At 64.8% G+C, this 18,356-nt stretch carries 18 protein-coding genes; 15 read left to right on the forward strand and 3 right to left on the reverse strand.

The genetic code is table 11. The features are described from left to right. The first annotated feature begins 6 nt into the window (after nucleotides 1-6). The 11 genes from nuoI to mtnK all read left to right on the forward strand — a co-directional run bounded on the left by nuoI (nucleotide 7) and on the right by mtnK (nucleotide 11,166). On the forward strand, nucleotides 7-495 hold the full coding sequence (gene nuoI / locus ACQR1B_RS19595; protein WP_006611003.1) for an NADH-quinone oxidoreductase subunit NuoI: 489 nt from the start codon (nucleotides 7-9) through the stop codon (nucleotides 493-495). Between the two features lie 9 nt (nucleotides 496-504). Then, on the forward strand, nucleotides 505-1,143 hold the full coding sequence (locus tag ACQR1B_RS19600) for an NADH-quinone oxidoreductase subunit J (protein WP_434833338.1): 639 nt from the start codon (nucleotides 505-507) through the stop codon (nucleotides 1,141-1,143). Further along, on the forward strand, nucleotides 1,140-1,448 hold the full coding sequence (nuoK, locus tag ACQR1B_RS19605) for an NADH-quinone oxidoreductase subunit NuoK (protein WP_006611001.1): 309 nt from the start codon (nucleotides 1,140-1,142) through the stop codon (nucleotides 1,446-1,448). Before ACQR1B_RS19600 ends, nuoK begins: the two co-directional genes overlap by 4 nt. A gap of 65 nt (nucleotides 1,449-1,513) precedes the next feature. Beyond that, complete coding sequence (gene nuoL / locus ACQR1B_RS19610; RefSeq protein ID WP_434833337.1) at nucleotides 1,514-3,586, forward strand: NADH-quinone oxidoreductase subunit L; 2,073 nt, start codon at nucleotides 1,514-1,516, stop codon at nucleotides 3,584-3,586. Continuing rightward, complete coding sequence (locus ACQR1B_RS19615; protein WP_434833336.1) at nucleotides 3,583-5,091, forward strand: NADH-quinone oxidoreductase subunit M; 1,509 nt, start codon at nucleotides 3,583-3,585, stop codon at nucleotides 5,089-5,091. Before nuoL ends, ACQR1B_RS19615 begins: the two co-directional genes overlap by 4 nt. Nucleotides 5,092-5,117: 26 nt before the next feature. Continuing rightward, the gene (nuoN, locus tag ACQR1B_RS19620) at nucleotides 5,118-6,545 is read left to right on the forward strand and encodes an NADH-quinone oxidoreductase subunit NuoN (protein ID WP_434833335.1); all 1,428 of its coding nucleotides are present in this window, start codon (nucleotides 5,118-5,120) and stop codon (nucleotides 6,543-6,545) included. Continuing rightward, nucleotides 6,546-7,349 carry a biotin--[acetyl-CoA-carboxylase] ligase gene (locus ACQR1B_RS19625; RefSeq protein WP_434833334.1) on the forward strand — a complete coding sequence of 268 codons (804 nt, stop codon included), beginning with the start codon at nucleotides 6,546-6,548 and terminating at the stop codon, nucleotides 7,347-7,349. Beyond that, nucleotides 7,350-9,020: a ribonuclease J gene (locus ACQR1B_RS19630; RefSeq protein WP_434833333.1), complete on the forward strand. Its 1,671-nt coding sequence runs from the start codon at nucleotides 7,350-7,352 to the stop codon at nucleotides 9,018-9,020. 48 nt (nucleotides 9,021-9,068) lie between these two features. Continuing rightward, the gene (gene mce / locus ACQR1B_RS19635) at nucleotides 9,069-9,473 is read left to right on the forward strand and encodes a methylmalonyl-CoA epimerase (RefSeq protein WP_434833332.1); all 405 of its coding nucleotides are present in this window, start codon (nucleotides 9,069-9,071) and stop codon (nucleotides 9,471-9,473) included. A gap of 15 nt (nucleotides 9,474-9,488) precedes the next feature. Beyond that, nucleotides 9,489-9,764, forward strand: a complete 276-nt coding sequence (locus ACQR1B_RS19640; protein ID WP_434833331.1) for a DUF1467 family protein — start codon at nucleotides 9,489-9,491, stop codon at nucleotides 9,762-9,764. Nucleotides 9,765-9,864: 100 nt separating this feature from the next. After that, complete coding sequence (gene mtnK / locus ACQR1B_RS19645; protein WP_434833330.1) at nucleotides 9,865-11,166, forward strand: S-methyl-5-thioribose kinase; 1,302 nt, start codon at nucleotides 9,865-9,867, stop codon at nucleotides 11,164-11,166. A gap of 393 nt (nucleotides 11,167-11,559) precedes the next feature. Here mtnK and ACQR1B_RS19650 read toward each other — a convergent pair whose 3' ends face one another. Genes ACQR1B_RS19650 through ACQR1B_RS19660 form a run of 3 tightly spaced genes read right to left on the reverse strand, consistent with a single transcriptional unit; the run spans nucleotide 11,560 to nucleotide 15,158 of the window. Beyond that, complete coding sequence (locus tag ACQR1B_RS19650; RefSeq protein ID WP_434833329.1) at nucleotides 11,560-12,597, reverse strand: ABC transporter permease; 1,038 nt, start codon at nucleotides 12,595-12,597, stop codon at nucleotides 11,560-11,562. A 9-nt stretch (nucleotides 12,598-12,606) separates the two neighbouring features. After that, nucleotides 12,607-14,112, reverse strand: a complete 1,506-nt coding sequence (locus tag ACQR1B_RS19655; RefSeq protein WP_434833328.1) for a sugar ABC transporter ATP-binding protein — start codon at nucleotides 14,110-14,112, stop codon at nucleotides 12,607-12,609. An 11-nt stretch (nucleotides 14,113-14,123) separates the two neighbouring features. Continuing rightward, nucleotides 14,124-15,158, reverse strand: coding sequence for a sugar ABC transporter substrate-binding protein (locus tag ACQR1B_RS19660; RefSeq protein ID WP_434833327.1), 1,035 nt, complete (start codon nucleotides 15,156-15,158; stop codon nucleotides 14,124-14,126). A gap of 286 nt (nucleotides 15,159-15,444) precedes the next feature. Between ACQR1B_RS19660 and ACQR1B_RS19665 the strand changes: the two genes are divergently transcribed. The 4 genes from ACQR1B_RS19665 to ACQR1B_RS19680 all read left to right on the forward strand — a co-directional run bounded on the left by ACQR1B_RS19665 (nucleotide 15,445) and on the right by ACQR1B_RS19680 (nucleotide 18,311). Further along, the gene (locus ACQR1B_RS19665; RefSeq protein ID WP_434833326.1) at nucleotides 15,445-16,209 is read left to right on the forward strand and encodes a metallophosphoesterase family protein; all 765 of its coding nucleotides are present in this window, start codon (nucleotides 15,445-15,447) and stop codon (nucleotides 16,207-16,209) included. A 559-nt stretch (nucleotides 16,210-16,768) separates the two neighbouring features. Further along, nucleotides 16,769-17,143 carry a DUF2946 family protein gene (locus ACQR1B_RS19670; protein ID WP_434833325.1) on the forward strand — a complete coding sequence of 125 codons (375 nt, stop codon included), beginning with the start codon at nucleotides 16,769-16,771 and terminating at the stop codon, nucleotides 17,141-17,143. A 139-nt stretch (nucleotides 17,144-17,282) separates the two neighbouring features. Next, complete coding sequence (locus ACQR1B_RS19675) at nucleotides 17,283-17,801, forward strand: copper chaperone PCu(A)C (RefSeq protein ID WP_434833324.1); 519 nt, start codon at nucleotides 17,283-17,285, stop codon at nucleotides 17,799-17,801. 39 nt (nucleotides 17,802-17,840) lie between these two features. Next, entirely contained in the window at nucleotides 17,841-18,311 is a 471-nt protein-coding gene (locus ACQR1B_RS19680) for a DUF2946 family protein (protein ID WP_434833323.1), read from the forward strand. The last annotated feature ends 45 nt before the right edge of the window (nucleotides 18,312-18,356 follow it).

The raw sequence follows: 18,356 nt of genomic DNA on the forward strand, positions 1-18,356 counted from the left end.
GCTGTCATGAACATCTCCGCCACTGCCCGGTCGCTGCTGCTGCAGGAGTTCGTCTCGGCGTTCTTCCTCGCCATGCGCTACTTCTTCCAGCCCAAGCCGACCTTGAACTATCCGTTCGAGAAGGGCCCGATCTCGCCGCGCTTCCGCGGCGAGCACGCGTTGCGCCGCTATCCCAACGGTGAAGAGCGCTGCATCGCCTGCAAGCTGTGCGAGGCCGTCTGCCCGGCGCAGGCGATCACCATCGAGGCCGGCCCGCGCCGCAACGACGGCACCCGCCGCACCGTGCGCTACGACATCGACATGGTGAAGTGCATCTATTGCGGCCTTTGCCAGGAAGCCTGTCCGGTGGACGCCATCGTCGAGGGACCGAACTTCGAGTTCGCGACTGAGACCCGCGAGGAGCTGTACTATGACAAGGCCAAGCTGCTCGCGAACGGCGACCGCTGGGAGCGCGAGATCTCCAAAGCCATCGCGCTCGACGCGCCGTACCGCTGAGGCCGTCCGATGATCCTTCCTGCGCTCTTCTTCTATCTCTTCGCGGCGGTCTGCGTGGCCTCGGCCGTGATGGTGATCGTCTCGAAGAACCCCGTGCACTCGGTGCTCTATCTGATCCTCGCCTTCGTCAACGCCTCCGGCCTGTTCGTGCTGATGGGCGCCGAGTTCCTGGCGATGATCCTGGTCGTCGTCTATGTCGGCGCGGTCGCGGTGCTATTCCTGTTCGTGATCATGATGCTCGACGTCGACTTCACCGAGCTGCGTGAGGGCTTCCTGCAGTACATGCCAATCGGCCTCGTCATCGGCGGCATTTTCCTGTTCGAGCTGCTGCTGACGGTGTCCTACTGGATCATCAACCCGTCGACGCCGAAGGCGATCACGGCGGCGATTCCGACCAACGTCACCAACACCGAGGCGCTCGGCCTCGTGCTCTATACGAAGTACATCCACTACTTCCAGCTCTCGGGCATGGTCCTGCTGGTGGCGATGATCGGCGCGATCGTGCTGACTTTGCGCCACAAGGCCAGCGTCAAGCGCCAGGACATCAACGTCCAGAATGCCCGCACGCCCGAGATGGCGATGGCGGTCCGCAAGGTCGCGGTCGGGCAGGGGCTGCAGGACACGGATGCCGCGGAGTGGGTGAAATGACCATCGGACTGGGACACTACCTCGCCGTCGCGGCCATGCTGTTCACGCTCGGCATCCTCGGCATCTTCCTGAACCGCAAGAACATCATCGTCATCCTGATGTCGGTCGAGCTGATCCTGCTCGCGGTCAACATCAACCTGGTGGCGTTCTCGACCTTCCTCGGCGACATCGTCGGCCAGGTGTTCGCGCTGCTGGTGCTGACGGTGGCGGCGGCGGAGGCCGCGATCGGTCTGGCCGTGCTGGTGGTCTACTTCCGCAACCGCGGCTCGATCGCGGTCGAAGACGTCAATCTGATGAAGGGCTAAGGGCGCATGATCCGCAAGAGTGGGGGCCGGCTCGCCGGCAAGGTCATGCGTAAGGGAACGGGCGAATGATCCAGGCCATTGTCTTTCTGCCGCTGCTGGGTGCGATCCTGGCCGGCCTGATCGCGCTGCTCGGGGCGCATGCGCGCCATCCGAGCGGCGATGCGGTCGAGCATCACGATCACGGCGATCACCACGCCGTCCATGCGGACCATGCGCATGATGACCACGCCCACGGTGGCCATGACGACCACCACGTCGCCGAGCCGCCGGCGGCCGGCACCTGGGCGGCGCAGGTCATCACCACGGCGCTGCTGTTCGTCGCGGCCGGCCTGTCCTGGGCGATGCTGGTCAGCGTCGGCTTCATGCATCATGAAACGGGGGTCAAGGAGCTGCTGCCCTGGATCAATTCCGGCGAGCTGCAGGTGTCCTGGGCGCTGCGCGTCGACACGCTCACGGCTGTGATGCTGGTCGTGGTGACCAGCGTGTCCTCGCTCGTGCATCTCTATTCGATCGGCTACATGGACGAGGACCCGAACCGTCCGCGCTTTTTCGCCTATCTCTCGCTGTTCACCTTCGCGATGCTGATGCTGGTGACCGCGAACAATCTGGTGCAGCTGTTCTTCGGCTGGGAGGGCGTCGGCCTCGCCAGCTACCTCTTGATCGGCTTCTGGTTCCAGAAGCCGTCGGCCAATGCCGCGGCGATCAAAGCCTTCGTCGTCAACCGCGTCGGCGATTTCGGCTTTGCGCTCGGCATCTTCGCGGTGTTCGTGCTGGCGAAGTCGACCGACTTCGAGACCATCTTCGCCGCCGCGCCGAGCTTCGCCGGCAAGACCATCAACTTCCTCGGCTGGCATGCCGACGCGCTGACGCTCACCTGCCTCTTGCTGTTCATGGGCGCGATGGGCAAGTCGGCGCAGTTCCTGCTGCACACTTGGCTGCCGGACGCGATGGAAGGTCCGACCCCGGTCTCGGCGCTGATCCATGCCGCAACCATGGTCACCGCCGGAGTGTTCATGGTGGCGCGCCTGTCGCCGCTGTTCGAGCTCGCGCCGAACGCGCAGGCCGTTGTGATGTTCTTCGGCGCCACCACCGCGTTCTTCGCCGCGACCGTTGGCCTCGTGCAAAACGACATCAAGCGCATCGTCGCCTATTCAACGTGCTCGCAGCTCGGCTACATGTTCGTTGCGATGGGAGCGGGGGCCTACTCGGTCGGCATGTTCCATCTGTTCACGCACGCCTTCTTCAAGGCGCTGCTGTTCTTGGGCGCCGGCTCGGTGATCTATGCGATGCACCACGAGCAGGACATCCGCAACATGGGCGGCCTGTGGCGCAAGATCCCCTACACCTTCGCGGTGATGACGGTCGGCACCCTGGCGCTGACAGGTTTCCCGGGTTTCGCCGGCTTCTTCTCCAAGGATGCGATCATCGAGGCCGCCTACGCGTCGCACAACCCGTTTGGAACCTACGCGTACTTCCTGACGGTCGTCGCCGCCGGCCTGACCTCGTTCTATTCCTGGCGCCTGGTGTTCAAGACGTTCTTCGGAACGCCGCACGACCAGCATCACTACGAGGCCGCCCATGAGAGCCCGATCTGGATGCTGATCCCGATCGGCGCGCTCGCCGCGGGCTCGATCCTGGCCGGCCTCCCGTTCAAGGGCGTGTTCACCGATCCTCATGGTGTCGAGCACTTCTTCGGCGAGTCGCTGAAGATGAACCCGCACATCCTGGAGGACATGGAGCACATGCCGTTCTGGCTCGCTCAACTGCCCTTCATCATGATGGTGCTGGGTTTTGCGGTGTCCTACTTCTTCTACATCAGCCGTCCGGACATCCCGGAGGAGCTCGCCGCCCAGCAGCCGCTGCTCTACAAGTTCCTGCTCAACAAATGGTACTTCGACGAGCTGTATGACATCATCTTCGTCCGCCCGGCGAAGTGGCTCGGCCGCTTCCTCTGGAAGAGGGGCGACGGCTTCGTCATCGACGGCTTCGGTCCCGACGGTGTCTCGGCGCGGGTGCTCGACGTCACGCGCAACGTCGTCAAGATCCAGACCGGATATCTCTATCACTATGCCTTTGCCATGCTGATCGGCGTCGCCGGCCTGATCACCTGGTTCATGTTCATGGGGGGCCAGCAATGACCACCTGGCCAATTCTCTCCGTCGTCACCTTCCTGCCGATCGTCGGCGCGCTGCTGATCTATCTGGTCCGCGGCGACGACGAAGCCGCCCGGCGCAATGCGCGCTGGATCGCGCTATGGACCACGCTGATCACCTTCGCGGTGTCGGTGATCCTGGTGCTGCGCTTCGACCCCGGCCAGACCGACTTCCAGTTCGTCGAGAAGTCCAACTGGCTGGCCGCCGGCATCAGCTACCACATGGGCGTGGACGGCATCTCGCTGCCGTTCGTGATCCTGACCACCGCCTTGATGCCGTTCTGCATCATGGCGAGTTGGAAGTCGGTCACCAACCGCCTGCGCGAATACATGATGGCGTTCCTGATCCTGGAAACGCTGATGGTCGGCACCTTCTCCGCGCTCGACCTCGTGCTGTTCTACCTGTTCTTCGAGGGCGGCCTGATCCCGATGTTCCTGATCATCGGCGTCTGGGGCGGTCCGCGCCGGGTCTACGCGTCGTTCAAGTTCTTCCTCTACACGCTGCTCGGCTCGGTCCTGATGCTGCTCGCCATCATGGCGCTGTACTGGAACGCCGGCACGACTGACATTCCGACCTTGATGCATACGGCGGTGCCGCGGTCGTTGCAGACCTGGGCATGGCTGGCCTTCTTCGCCTCCTTCGCGGTGAAGATGCCGATGTGGCCGGTTCACACCTGGCTGCCGGATGCGCACGTCGAGGCGCCGACGGCCGGCTCGGTGATCCTGGCCGCGATCCTCTTGAAGATGGGCGGCTACGGCTTCCTGCGTTTCTCGCTGCCGATGTTCCCGCTGGCGTCGCACGACTTCGCGCCGCTCGTCTTTACGCTCTCCGCGATCGCGATCATCTACACTTCGCTGGTCGCGCTGATGCAGGAGGATATCAAGAAGCTGATTGCCTACTCGTCGGTGGCGCATATGGGCTTCGTGACAATGGGCATCTTCGCCGGCACCATGCAGGGCGTCGCCGGCGGCGTGTTCCAGATGGTCTCGCACGGCATCGTCTCCGGCGCGCTGTTCCTCTGCGTCGGCGTGGTCTACGACCGCATGCACACCCGCGAGATTGCGGCCTATGGCGGCCTCGTCAACCGGATGCCGGTTTATGCGCTGGTGTTCATGGTGTTCACCATGGCCAATGTCGGCCTGCCCGGTACCTCCGGCTTCGTCGGCGAGTTCATGACCCTGCTCGGCACCTTCAAGGTGTCGATCCCGACCGCCTTCTTCGCCACCTTCGGCGTCATCCTGTCGGCCGGCTACGCGCTGTGGCTGTACCGCAAGGTGGTGTTCGGCGCGCTGACCAAGCCGTCGCTCGCCAGCATCAAGGACCTTACGCTGCGCGAAGGCGTGATCCTGTTTCCGCTGGTGGCGCTGACCATCCTGTTCGGCGTCTATCCGAAGCCGATCCTGGACATGTCCGCTGCCTCGGTGCAGCAGCTCGTCACCAACTACAATACCGCCGTGACGGCCGTGAAGGCCGCCGCGCTGCTCCAATGAGACCTTGAGGGGTCGGGACAAAGACGATGATCGAGAATTTTGGGGCTCAGCTTTGGGTGGTGCTGCCGGAGCTGCTGCTGGCCTTGGGGGCCATGGCGCTGTTGATGCTGGGCGCGTTTCGCGGGCAGGGGACGACGGGGCTCGTCACCGGCCTCGCGGTCGTGCTGCTGATCGTGGTCGGCATCCTCGTGCTGAGGCAGCCGGCCGGACAGACCTTCGGCGGCAGCTTCATCGCCGACGGCTACGCGCGCTTCCTGAAGATCCTGGCGCTGATCGGCTCGATCGCCACGCTGGTCATGTCGGTCGAATTCCTGTCGGCGCCGGACCGTCGCATCTTCGAATATGCGATCCTGGTGCTGCTCTCGACCTTGGGCATGCTGGTGCTGATCTCGGCCGGCGACCTGATCACGCTCTATCTCGGCCTCGAGCTGATGTCGCTCGCACTCTATGTCGTCGCCGCCAGCCATCGCGACAACGTCAAGTCGACCGAAGCCGGCCTGAAGTACTTCGTGCTCGGCGCGCTGTCGTCGGGCATGCTGCTCTACGGCGCGTCGCTGATCTACGGCTTCACCGGCACGGTCAGCTTTGCCGGAATCGCAGCCGCGACCAAGACCGGCGGTGTCGGTATCATCTTCGGGCTGGTGTTCCTGTTCGCCGGCCTCTGCTTCAAGGTCTCGGCGGTGCCGTTCCACATGTGGACGCCGGACGTCTATGAAGGTGCACCGACCCCGGTGACGGCGTTCTTCGCCTCCGCGCCGAAGGTCGCCGCGCTCGCCGTGTTCGCGCGCGTCGCGCTCACGGCCTTCCCGGGCATCACCTTCCAGTGGCAGCAGATCGTCGTGTTCGTCTCGATCGCCTCGATGGCGCTCGGCTCGTTCGCCGCGATCGGCCAGACCAACATCAAGCGGCTGATGGCCTACTCCTCGATCGGCCATATGGGTTTTGCGCTGGTCGGCCTTGCGGCCGGCACCGTCGAAGGCGCGCAGGGCGTGCTGACCTACATCGCGATCTATGTCGCGATGACGCTGGGCTCGTTCGCGGTGATCATGGCGATCAAGCGCAACGGGCAGTCGTTCGAGAAGATCAGCGACTTTTCTGGCCTGTCGCGCACCAACCCGCTGCTCGCGTTCTTCTTCGCGATGCTCTTGTTCTCGCTGGCCGGCGTGCCGCCGCTCGCGGGCTTCTTCGCCAAATGGTACGTGTTCGTTGCCGCGATCAAGGGCGGGCTGTTCACGCTGTCGGTGATCGGCGTGCTGACCAGCGTGGTCGGCGCCTACTACTATCTTCTGATCGTCAAGACGATGTATTTCGACGAGCCGCTCGCCACGCTCGATCCGGTCCGGATCGAGCTGCGGACCGTGCTTGCGATCTCCGGCGTCTTCAACATCCTGTTCTTTGCCTATCCCGGCCCGCTGGTGAGCGCTGCCGCGGCCGCGGCGAAGTCGCTGTTCTAGATGGCGTTCGTTCTTGGGTCGCGTGCTGCCAAGGCTGGTTACGGGCTTGTCGCATTCGATCAGGCGGGCTCGACCAATGCCGAGGCGCTGAAGTCGGCCCGAGAGGGCGTTCGCGCGCCGTGCTGGTTCGTCACATCCGAGCAGACGGCGGGCCGCGGGCGGCGCCAGCGCCCCTGGATTGCCCCGCGTGGCAATCTGGCCTCGAGCGTGCTGGAAGTCCTGGACGTGGCTCCCGTCGTCGCGGCCACTCTCGGCTTCGCCGCAGGACTCGCCATCCAGAGCGCGCTGCGCCAGGTCAGCCTCGCGGCTGCGCCGCCGTCGGGAAGCCGGCCGTCATTCGCGCTGAAATGGCCCAACGATGTGCTGGCTGATGGGCGCAAGATCGTCGGCATGCTGCTCGAAGCGGAGCAGGTCGCCGGCGGGCTCGCGGTGGTTGCCGGCATTGGAACCAATGTGGTGGCGGCACCGACCGATACCCCGACACCGGCCGTCTCGCTCGCGGAGCTCGGCGTCCAGGTGACCGCCGAGGACCTGTTCGCGGCACTGTCCGATGCCTGGGTCGAATATTTCGCCCTCTGGAACGAGGGGCGGGGCTTCGGCGATATCCGCAGGCTCTGGCTGGAGCGTGCGGCGGGCCTCGGCCAACCCGTCGCCATCAGGTCCGGACATGATATCATCGAGGGGATTTTCGACACGATCGACGAACAGGGTTGTATGTTGGTCAGGACCGCGGAGGGACGCTTGGAGCCGATCACGGCCGGTGATGTTCATTTCGGCTCGGTTGCATCCAAAGGAGCGGTCTAGATGGCGCGTCCAGACGAATTGACATTTGCTCCGCTCGGCGGAGTCGGCGAGATCGGCATGAACCTGTCGATCTATGGCCTCGGCAACCGCCACCAGCGCTCCTGGCTCGCCATCGATCTCGGCGTGTCCTTCGGCGATGAGGAGCATCTGCCGGGCATCGACCTGATCATGCCCGATGTCGCCTTCCTGGAGAAGGAGCGCAACAACCTCGTCGGCCTCGTGCTGACCCATGCGCATGAGGACCATTTCGGCGCCATTATCGATCTGTGGCCGCGGCTGAAATGCCCGATCTACGCCACGAAGTTCAGCGCCGCGTTGTTCGAGGCCAAATGCGAGTCCGAGCGGCTGCCGGCGAAGATCCCGGTCACGGTGATCCCGTCGGGCGGCCGGGTCGACATCGGCCCGTTCAACGTCGAGTTCATCCCGGTCGCGCATTCGATTCCGGAATCGCACGCGCTCGCGATCCACACCGAAGTCGGCACCGTCCTGCACACCGGCGACTGGAAGATCGACCCGACGCCGGTGCTGGGCGCGCCGACCGACGAGAAACGGCTGCGCGAGCTCGGCGATGCCGGGCTTCTCGCCTTGATCGGCGATTCCACCAACGCCGTGCGCGAGGGACGTTCGCCGTCGGAGGCCGAGGTCGCCAAGACGATCGCGACGCTCGTGAAGGAAGCCAAGGGCCGCGTCGCCGTCACCACTTTCGCCTCCAACGTCGCGCGCATTCGCGCCGTCGCCGATGCGGCGCGCGAGGCCGAGCGCGAGGTCGTCATCGTCGGCCGGGCCATGGAGCGCGTGGTCCAGGTCGCGCGCGAGACCGGCTATCTCGACGGCGTGCAGAATTTCCGCGGCATGGACCTTTACGGTCATTTCCCCGCCGACAAGGTGCTGGCGCTTTGCACCGGCAGCCAGGGCGAATCGCGCGCGGCGCTGGCGCGCATCGCCAATGACGACCATCCGCTGGTCACCCTGAACAAGGGCGATACGGTCATCTTCTCCTCGCGCACCATCCCCGGCAACGAGAAGGCGGTCGGCGCCGTCATCAACGGGCTGGTGCAGCAGGGCATTGAGATCATCACCGACCGCAATCATCTGGTCCATGTCTCCGGCCATCCGCGCAGAGACGAACTCCGCGACATGATCGCCTGGACTCGGCCGCAGCTCTTGATTCCCGTGCATGGCGAGGCGTTGCATCTCCACGAGCATGCCGCGCTCGCGCGCGCCTGCGGCGTGCCGAAGGTCATCACCTGCCGCAACGGCGATCTGGTCAAGCTCGGCCCCGGCGATCCCGGGATCATTGCCGAGGTGCCGGCCGGACGCCTCTACAAGGACGGCTCCATCGTCGAGGATTCGAAGTCGCGCGCCGTGGTCGAGCGACGCAAGATGGCGTTTGCCGGCTGCGTTTTCGTGGCGATGGCCGTCACCGAGAAGGGCGAGCTGGCCGACGATCCCGAAGTCGACATGGTCGGCATTCCCGAGAAGAACGCGGCCGGTGAGCAGATCGACGACATCGTATTCGACGCCGTCGTCTCGACCTTCGAGGGCCTACCGCGGGCGCGCCGGCGCGATCCCGATGCCGCTGCGGAGTCCGTGCGGCGGGCGGTGCGCTCCGCCGTCAACGAACAATGGGGCAAGAAACCGATCTGTCTCGTCCACGTCCTGGACGTTTGAACGCAGAAGGCCGATTGAACGGCCGTACAATGTATAGCGGAGGATGTCATGCTGGGCCGGCTCAATCACGTCGCCATCGCGGTGAAGGACGCGGAGAAAGCCGCGAAGATCTACGGCGCCGCGTTCGGGGCCGAGATTTCAGCCGCGGTGCCGTTGCCGGAGCACGGCGTGATCACCGTGTTCGTGACCCTGCCCAACACCAAGATCGAATTCATTCAGCCGCTCGGCGAGGCCTCGCCGATCGCCAAGTTTCTCGAGCGCAATGCCGACGGCGGCATCCACCACGTCTGCTACGAGGTGGCCGACATCATCGCCTCGCGCGACACGCTGATCAAGGAGGGCGCCCGCGTGCTCGGCGACGGCCAGCCGAAGATCGGCGCCCATGGCAAGCCGGTGCTGTTCCTGCATCCGAAGGATTTTTCCGGCGCGCTGGTCGAGATCGAGCAGGCCTGAGGCAGCGGGGCAGTCATGGCCTATACGATCTCCACCTGGCTCGCGATCTACTTCGTGCTGTGGTGGGTCATGCTGTTCGTGACCCTGCCGTTCGGGGTGCGGAGCCAGCATGAGGCGGGCGGCGCCTCGCCGGGCACTGATCCGGGGGCGCCGACCATCAGCCTGATGGGCCGCCGCCTGATCTGGACGACGCTGTTGTCGGCCGTGGTCTTCGGCCTGGGCATCGCTGCGTATCAGGCCGGCTATCTCAGCATCGAGCGGCTGTCGAAGCTGATGGGGCTGCCGTTCTAGGCCGCTTGCATCGCACAACGTCCTCCCGAAGCCGATGCGCGGACGCGCGTCGGCTTTTTTGCTATAGGAGGTCAAACAAAGATCGACAGGGAGGCTGCGCGTGACGACATCGGCCGAGGCTCGGCAGGGGACGCCCTCGGGCTATCGCATTCTCAATGAGGCTGCGCTTCGCCGCACGCTCGCGGAGACGCCGGCGGTGGCCGCCCAACTCGGCGGGTCGGCCGAGCGCTGGTCGATCACCGAGGTCGGCGACGGCAATCTCAATCTCGTCTTCATCGTCAAGGGGACGTCCGGTGGGCTCGCGGTGAAGCAGGCACTGCCTTACGTGCGGCTCGTCGGTGAGAGCTGGCCGCTGCCGCTGTCACGCGCGCACTATGAATATCTGGCACTGACGCATCAGGGCCGACTGGCGCCCGGTCTGGTCCCAGCCATCGTCCATCACGATCCGGCGCTGGCGCTGACGGCGATGGAGTTGCTCGAGCCCCACATCATCATGCGCAAGGGGCTGGTCGCGGGCACGGTCTATCCGGCCTTTGTCGATCACATCACGACCTTCATGGCGCGGACGCTGTTCTTTTCGTCGGACCTCGCGCTGTCGGCCGCGGCGAAGAAGGAGGCGATCGCAAGCTTTGCCGGCAATCATGCGCTGTGCAAGATCACCGAGGATTTGATCTTCACCGATCCCTACCGCATCGCCGAGCAGAACCGCTGGACCGCGCCATGGCTGGATGCGACGGCCGCCGACATTCGCGCCGATCTCGATCTTCATGTCACGGTCTCCAGGCTGAAGCTGAAGTTCCTGTCGAGCGCCGAAGCGCTGATCCATGGTGATCTGCATACGGGTTCGATCATGGTGACGGAGGCCGAGACGAAGGTGATCGATCCGGAGTTCGCGTTTTACGGCCCGATGGGATTTGACGTCGGTGCTATCCTGGCCAATCTGCTGATGGCGTATTTCGCCTCTGCCGGACACGAGCGGTCTCACGGCGAGAGGCTGGCCTTCGAGAGCTGGGTGCTCGGTACGGTCGATCAGGTGTGGAGCGGTTTTGCACGCAAATTCCTGGCGCTGTGGCGCAGCGAGGCCGCCGGCGATGCCTATCCGGTGTCGCTGTTTCCCGGAGAGGCGGGCGCGGCGCGGCTGGAGGCTGAGCGCCAGGCCTATATGGCGCGGCTATTCCAGGATGCCATAGGCTTTACGGCCGCCAAGATCATCCGCCGCATTCTCGGCCTCGCCCACAACATCGATTTCGAACTGATCGAAGACACGAAGCGGCGTGCGACCTGCGAGGCCCGGGCGCTGCGCCTGGCGCGCACGCTAATGGTGGAGACGGCGTCGTTCACGTCGATCGAAGCGGTGACGCGGGCTGCGCGTGAGTTGCGCGAGTGGCAGGCTGGGTTTTGACACGCCGTCCCTGTTAGTTTGTTGGCCCTGAGGGGACCGCCTTACCTCGACACACGCAGGTGCACCCTCTCCCCTTGTGGGAGAGGGTGGATCGGACGAGCGAAGCGAGTTCGAGCCGGGTGAGGGGTCTGTCTCCACGTATGAGCAAGCGGAGAGAGACCCCTCACCCGCCTGCGATGCTTCGCATCTCCGGCACCCTCTCCCACAAGGGGAGAGGGTATACCGCCGATGACGCTTAGTTGAGTGCGTAGGGTGGGCAAAGCAGCCGCCGCAGGCGGCAGCGTGCCCACCGTCGAGCGGCGATCTCGAGCAAAGATGGTGGGCAGGGCGCCATCGCGATCCCGCGTGTGGAGAGACCGCGGCTGCGCCTTTGCCCACCCTACGGCAGCATGCTCAATCCGCCGCCTTCGCGCGCAGCCGTTGCGCGTAGACGTTGATCACCAGTGCGGCGAGCAGGATCAGGCCGCGGATCAGGATCTTCAGAAAACTGTCGATGTTGACGTGGTCGAGGCCGTTGTTGAGCACGCCGAGCACGAACAGGCCGACGATGGTGTTGCCGATGCCGCCGCGGCCGCCGAACAGGCTGGTGCCGCCGACCACGACGGCGGCGATCGAGTCGAGCAGATAGGTGTCGAACTCGTTCTGCTGCGCGCTGCCGAAATGCGCCACGCCCAGCATGCCGCCGATGCCGGAGCAGACCGCCGAGATCACCATGACGCTGCCGAGGATCAGCTTGACGTTCAGGCCTGAATATTCAGCCGCCTCGCGGTTGCCGCCGACCATGTAGACGTAGCGCCCGAACCGCGTGTAGGTCAGTACGAGATGGCCGAGCAGCAGGAGCACCGCGGCCACGACCACGATCAAGGGGACGCCTCCGACCGAACCCGAGCCGAGCGTCGCAATGATCGGCGGCACCTTGTAGGCGATCTGGCCGCGCACGAGCATCGCCGAGATGCCGGCGGCGATCTGCATCATTGCCAAGGTCATGATGAAGGAGGGAATCCCGATCACTGTCAGCCCGAACGCGTTGACCGCGCCGAGCAGGGCGCACAGCGCCAGCGCCAGCATGATCGCCGCCCAGCCAGGCATCGGCAGATTGGCGATGTTGACGTAGGAATCCTGCATCGTGAAGAACGCCACCGCGATGCCGGTCACATTGGCGATGGCGGCGATCGACAGGTCGATCTCGGCGCACAGGATGACGAAGGTGAGCCCGACCGCGATGATGCCGGTGACCGACACCTGGGTCAGGATGTTGCCGACATTGTCGAGCGTCGCGAACGACGGGCTCGCGATCGCGAAGAACGCGGTGAGGCAGATCAGCGTCAGGAACGGCGCGATGTTGCGCATCTGCGAGCGCAGCAGCGAAGCGGCCCCGCCTGCGCGTCGTTGATGCGCCTCCGGCATCGGAACGGTCTCCTGTTGCGCCATGACGTCTCCCTACGCCGCCTCGAGCAGACGGTCTTTGCTGATGGTCTCGCCGACGAATTCGCGCACGACCTCGCCACGCTTGAGCACGATGACGCGGTCGGCCATCGACAGCACGGTCTCCGGCTCGGTCGACAGCACGATCACCGCGATGCCCTGGTCGCGCAGCTGGCGCACGATTCCGATCACGTCGCTCTTGGCGCCGACATCCATGCCGCGGGTCGGCTCGCACAGCACCAGAAGCCGCGGCGGATGAGTGAGCCATTTGGCCAGCGCGACCTTCTGCTGATTACCGCCGGACAGCAGGCCGAGATCGATCTCGACATCGGCAGGCCGGATCTGCAGCTGCTCGACCTGGCGCTTGGCGAGTTCGCGCTCGCGGGCCGGCTTGAGCAGCACGGCATTGATGCTGTCGAGAATGCTGATGGAGACGTTCTTGTAGACCGGCTCCTGCAGGAACAGCATGTCGCGCCGGCTCTCGGGCACGAAGGCGATGCCGGCACGGCGCGCATCCGCCGTGCTCTTGAAGCGGTTGCGCTGACCCGCAATGCGCAATTCGCCGGCGTCGGGCGCGAGCTTGCCGAACAGGATGCGCGCCAGCTCGAGCTGGCCGCAACCCATGAAGCCGTAGATGCCCAGGACCTCGCCGGCACGTACCGCAAACGACACGCGCTTCAGATTGCGCGCCAGTGACAGGCCGTCGGCTTCGACGACAACGGGCTTGCCGAGCGGCGGAGCGGGCAGGGTGATGTCGTGAGTGTAGCTGTCCTCCAGCGCGTCGCGGCCCTTGCCGATCATCGCCTCGATCAGCGCCGCCTTGCTGGTCTCCGCGGCCGGTGTCTCCATGATCTTGCGGCCGTTGCGAAACACAGTGACCTCATCGGAGACCAGCAGGATGTCTTCGATGAAGTGCGAGATGAAGATGATCCCGGTGCCCTGGTCGCGCAGCTTGCGCAAGGTCGAAAACAGCAACTCGACCTCGGGCGGTGACAGCGCCGAGGTCGGCTCGTCCAGGATGATGATGCGCGCGCCCGAGAACAGCACGCGCGCAATCTCGATCAGCTGCTGCAGGCCGATCGGCAGATCGCCGAGCCGGCTCATCGGATCGGCGTCGATGCCGAGGTTCTTCAGCTGCGCGGCGGCCTCGCGCGCCATGCGCCGCCACTGCACGATGCCCAATGCGTTGGTCGGCTGGTTACCGAGAAAGACGTTCTCCGCCACGGTGAGGTCGGGCGCGACGCTGAGCTCCTGATGCACCATGGCGATGCCGGCCGCGTGGGCGTCCCGCGCGGAGCGGAAATGGACCTCGCGGCCGTCGAGCAGAAAGCGGCCGGAGAATTCGGAATGCACGCCGGCGATGATCTTCATCAGCGTGCTCTTGCCGGCGCCGTTCTCCCCGACGAGACCATGGATCTCGCCGGGACGAAGCGTGAAGTCGACGCCGCGCAACGCGGTGACGCCGCCGAACGACTTGGTGATGTCTTGCAGTTCGAGAAGGGGACGGCGGCTGTCCGACATGGCAGGGGACTCTAGATCAGGAAGTGATCCTCCATCCATTGCATGCCGGCGGCATTGGCCTTGGTCACGACGGGCCCGTCGGTGATGACGTGCTTGGGGATGCCCTGGCCGCTCTTCTCGCCGGCCGTGACGGCAGCGACGCCCGCGACGATCGCGCCGCCATGAATGCGGCAGGAGGGATTGCGAACGGTCGCAAACATCCGGCCCTCGCTGACGGCCTGGATCGCCGGCGGCATGGCGTCGACGCCGCCGATCAGGATGTTGGTGCGGTTGCGCGCCTTCATGATGTTGTAGGCGGCCAGCGCCATGTCGTCATTGTGGAAGAACGCCGCGTCGATCTGCGGATATTTGGTGAGATAGGTCTCCCACAGCCGCGCCGCCTTCGACACGTCCCAGTCGGCCGGCTGCGTGTCGAGCACTTCGATGTTCGGAAACTGCTTGATCACCGAGGTGAAGCCCTTGGCGCGGCCTTGCGCGCCGGTGTGGCCGAGCGCGCCCTGCGTCATGATGATCTTGCCCTTGCCGCCCATCGCAGTCGCGAGCGCCTGGGTGACGGATGCGCCCATGAACTCGTTGTCGGGGGCCAGGAACGAATGCACGTTGATCTGGTCGAGCGGCGCGATCAGCGTGTCCATGTCGATCACGGGAATGCCGGCATCGATCATCTTCTGCACCGGCTGCGTCAGGGTGCCGATGCCGAATGCCTGGATGGCGACGAAATCCCATTTTTGCGAGGCCATGTTGTCGATCGCGGCGCGCTGCTTCACCGCGTCGAGCTGACCGTCGAACCAGGTCACCTCGACGTTGAGCAGCTTGCCCCACCACTCCGCCGCCTGCTTGCCCTGGGCGCACCAGGTCGCCTGCAGACCGGCGTTGGAGAAGGCCGCCTTGAGCGGCTTTTCGGAGCGGCCCATTTCGGCAGCCATGGCCGGATTGATGCCGAAGCCGGCGAGCAGGGCCGCCGCCGAGCCCGCGGCCGTCGCCGCCTGGAGAAGATCGCGCCTCGTCGTGAATGCTTTCTTGGACGTTTCGTCTGTGCCGGGCATCCCGTGCTCCCTGTCCCATTGTTGTCTGGCGGCGTCGTTGATCGCGCAGCCAAGATCCACAGTGTTTCACAACCCCAATGAACGCGCTACAGCCGGATGTTGTGCGTTGCATTCAGGGATCTCGCGGTGCACGCCCGCTGTCAGAAAACCGTGATGCGTCCATGCTACCGGCGATGACAATCTCTCACGCCATGCATTTGCTGGGGACGCGCTTTTGGCAACGACGCGTATTGCCGTGGTCGGCGACATCCATCACGGTCAGGATACACCGACGAAGCGTGGTTCGATGGCGCTCCCACTGCTGGAGCGATTTGTCGCAGAGATCAACGCCAGAAGCTTCGATGCGGTGATCGATCTCGGTGATCGGATCTCCGATGAGGACCCGGAACGGGACCGCCTGCTTCAGAGCGACGTCGCGATGTGTTTCGGCAGGCTCCTGGTGGGACACCATCACCTCAGCGGCAATCATGACGTCGCGTGTCTTACGCTCGCCGACAATGAAGCGATCTTCGATCGGCCGAGCGAATCGCGGTCGCTGATCATCGGCGACCTCCGATGTGTGTTCTGGCAGCCCGATGTCCGTCTTACCCGAGCGCGGGGCCTGCATCTTTCCGATGGCGATCTCGACGAGCTCGAAGAGTTGCTCGGACAGGACGAACGGCCGACCTTGCTCGTGAGCCACGTACCGCTGTCAGGGCATGCGCAGACTGGCAATTATTATTTCGAAGCCAATCCCGGGCATGCGGCTTATGCCGAGATCGCCGAAATCCGGAAAGTCATCGCGGCCGCGCCGTGTGCGACCGTCGCGTTGGCCGGTCATGTGCATTGGAATACGCTGACGACCGTCGACGGCACGCCGCATATCACGCTCCAATCGCTGACCGAGACCTTCATTTCCGGAGACCCGGCCGAGTCGTTCGGCGTGCTGGAGGTCGAGGCGGATCAAACGCGCTGGGTCGTGCAGGGCCGTGAACCGGTCTCCGTCACGCTGCCGTGGCGGAGGGTGAAATCGCGCTGGCGCACGCCTTTGCCGACGTTTTGCGGCTCGTGAGACGAACTCGCAAAGCGGCGAAATCGCAAAGCGGCAAGCGAACGTATTCAGGTAACGTTCATCGCCACGCGATATTGTCTTCAAGGAAGGGCTGTCGCCAAAAAAATAGAGCAGGGCAGCGGGCCCTGCTCGGAATTGTGTCGACCCTTTGAATATCCCGCAAGTTCAGATTTGATCTTGTTAAGCGGGGTGACGCTGCTTGTGCGCGTCAGGGCTCCTCCCGAGACTTGGACCACCAGACTTCCGCAAACGATAGCCTGAGGCCCAAAGTCGTAGACGATCTTTTTGCGTTTGTCATCCTTTTCGGCAACGATTGTTCAATTTTCGCGCACTTCACGAAATGATCGGTAAGTGCTTGCAATTGACGAGTTTTATTTTCGCACTTTCCCGTGACGGGTGCCGAATTACCGCAAGAACGCGTGATCCAGGATGGCCCATCGGCCCGGTGGCGCTTCTTTAAAACGATAGACGCCGGCAAATTGTGCTGACTGTGTTCCGTGCGGCCTCGACTCGGTGCGCGGGCTCGGGCACAACGGTCCAGTTCATTTGGCAGGCTCCGATGCGGCAGCGGCTGCAGGCGTTTTTTCCGATCATGCTGATCGCGCTGTGGGTGCAGATCCTGGCGCCGGTCGATGGCGCATGGGCCGCCGCCATCGCTGCATCCGATCCTTTGCGCGGTGCGCAGATCTGCCACGGCCAGCGCGAGTCTCAGCCGACATTCCCCGGAAATGACGAGTCGCAGGGCAAGCCCGGCCGGCACGTCTGCGACCTGTGCTGCGCGGCGCAGCCGGCCGCGCTGGACGGGCCCGACCCGTCCGTCTCCGCTGCTGTTCGACGCGAGTCGTGCGACGTCGTCTGGTTTGCGAATTCTCCAGGTGCCCGGCTCGCGCGCGCCTGTTCGCACCCGCAGGCCAGGGCTCCGCCCGGCGCGTGATGCGTGCGCCGCTCGGCGGCCGCTGCCTCCAAACTGTGCAGAATTATTTCGTCTGCTTGGCCGTTCGCGGCGGGCAGATACGCGCCACTGGCTGGAGCCGGGCGCATGGTGACGACCCATCGGAAAAGGGATGATGGACATGACGTTTTTCGGACGCTCTCTGCTTGCACTCGCTCTGCTGCTGCCTGTGTCGCCCGGCGCGTTCGCCGCGGATGTCAAGGCGGGTGACCTCGTGATCGTGCAGCCGTGGAGCCGCGCCACGCCAGGCGGCGCCAAAACCGGCGCCGGATATCTGACGATCGAGAACAAGGGCGCGGCGCCGGATCGCCTGGTTGCGGTCTCCGCCGAAATTGCCGGCAGGGCTGAAATCCACGAGATGGCCGTGACCAACGGCGTCATGACGATGCGGCCGCTCGACAAGGGGCTCGTGATCGATCCCGGCAAGACCGTGGCGCTGGCCCCCGGCGGCTATCATCTGATGCTGATGGATCTGAAGAGCCCGCTCAAGCAGGGCGACAAGCTGCCAGTGACGCTGGAGTTCGAGAAGGCCGGCAAGGTGGCCGTGACGCTGGAGGTCCAGCCGGTAGGTGCCAAGGGACCCGGCGGCGAGGGCGGCAGCATGATGAAGCAGCACGATCACTCGGGCATGAAGATGTAGGCCGCGCGCTCCACGACTCCGACGGAGAGGCGGGCCTCGATGAAGCAACGGGTGGTCGATGCTGCGATGACGGCTGGCGCGCTGGCGAGCCGGATGTTGGCCGTTGGCGGCACCCGACGTCGTGCCGCCCCTTTCCGCCGGAAGCCCGGCCGATATCTGCCGGTCGCGCTGCTCGCATTGCTGCTGCAGGTGCTGGCGCCGGTGGCCGCATCCGCCATGGCTGCTGCGACGGTCGCGGCCGCCGACGCGCTCGGCGGCGGGGTGATCTGTCATGCCGCGACGGACGCGGCGCCGTCGAACGGCGATGCCGACCGCGCCGCCTGCGGCCTCGACTGCGTCATGTGCTGCGTGCTGCATGCCACCGCTGCGCTCGAGGCGCCGCCCGCTCCGGTCCAGGCGGCTCCGCTCCGCCCGATGGTACGCATCGACTGGACCGCGCGTGAGCTCACGCTGGTCCATCGTTTTGTCCGGCCGCAGTCCCAACCACGAGGGCCTCCCTTCCTCTCCTGAGCACAGACATCGTCAGCGGTCCCGCGGCAGCGGGCCGATCCGTCT

This window comes from Bradyrhizobium oligotrophicum (assembly GCF_051168495.1).
GTDB lineage: Bacteria > Pseudomonadota > Alphaproteobacteria > Rhizobiales > Xanthobacteraceae > Bradyrhizobium > Bradyrhizobium oligotrophicum_A.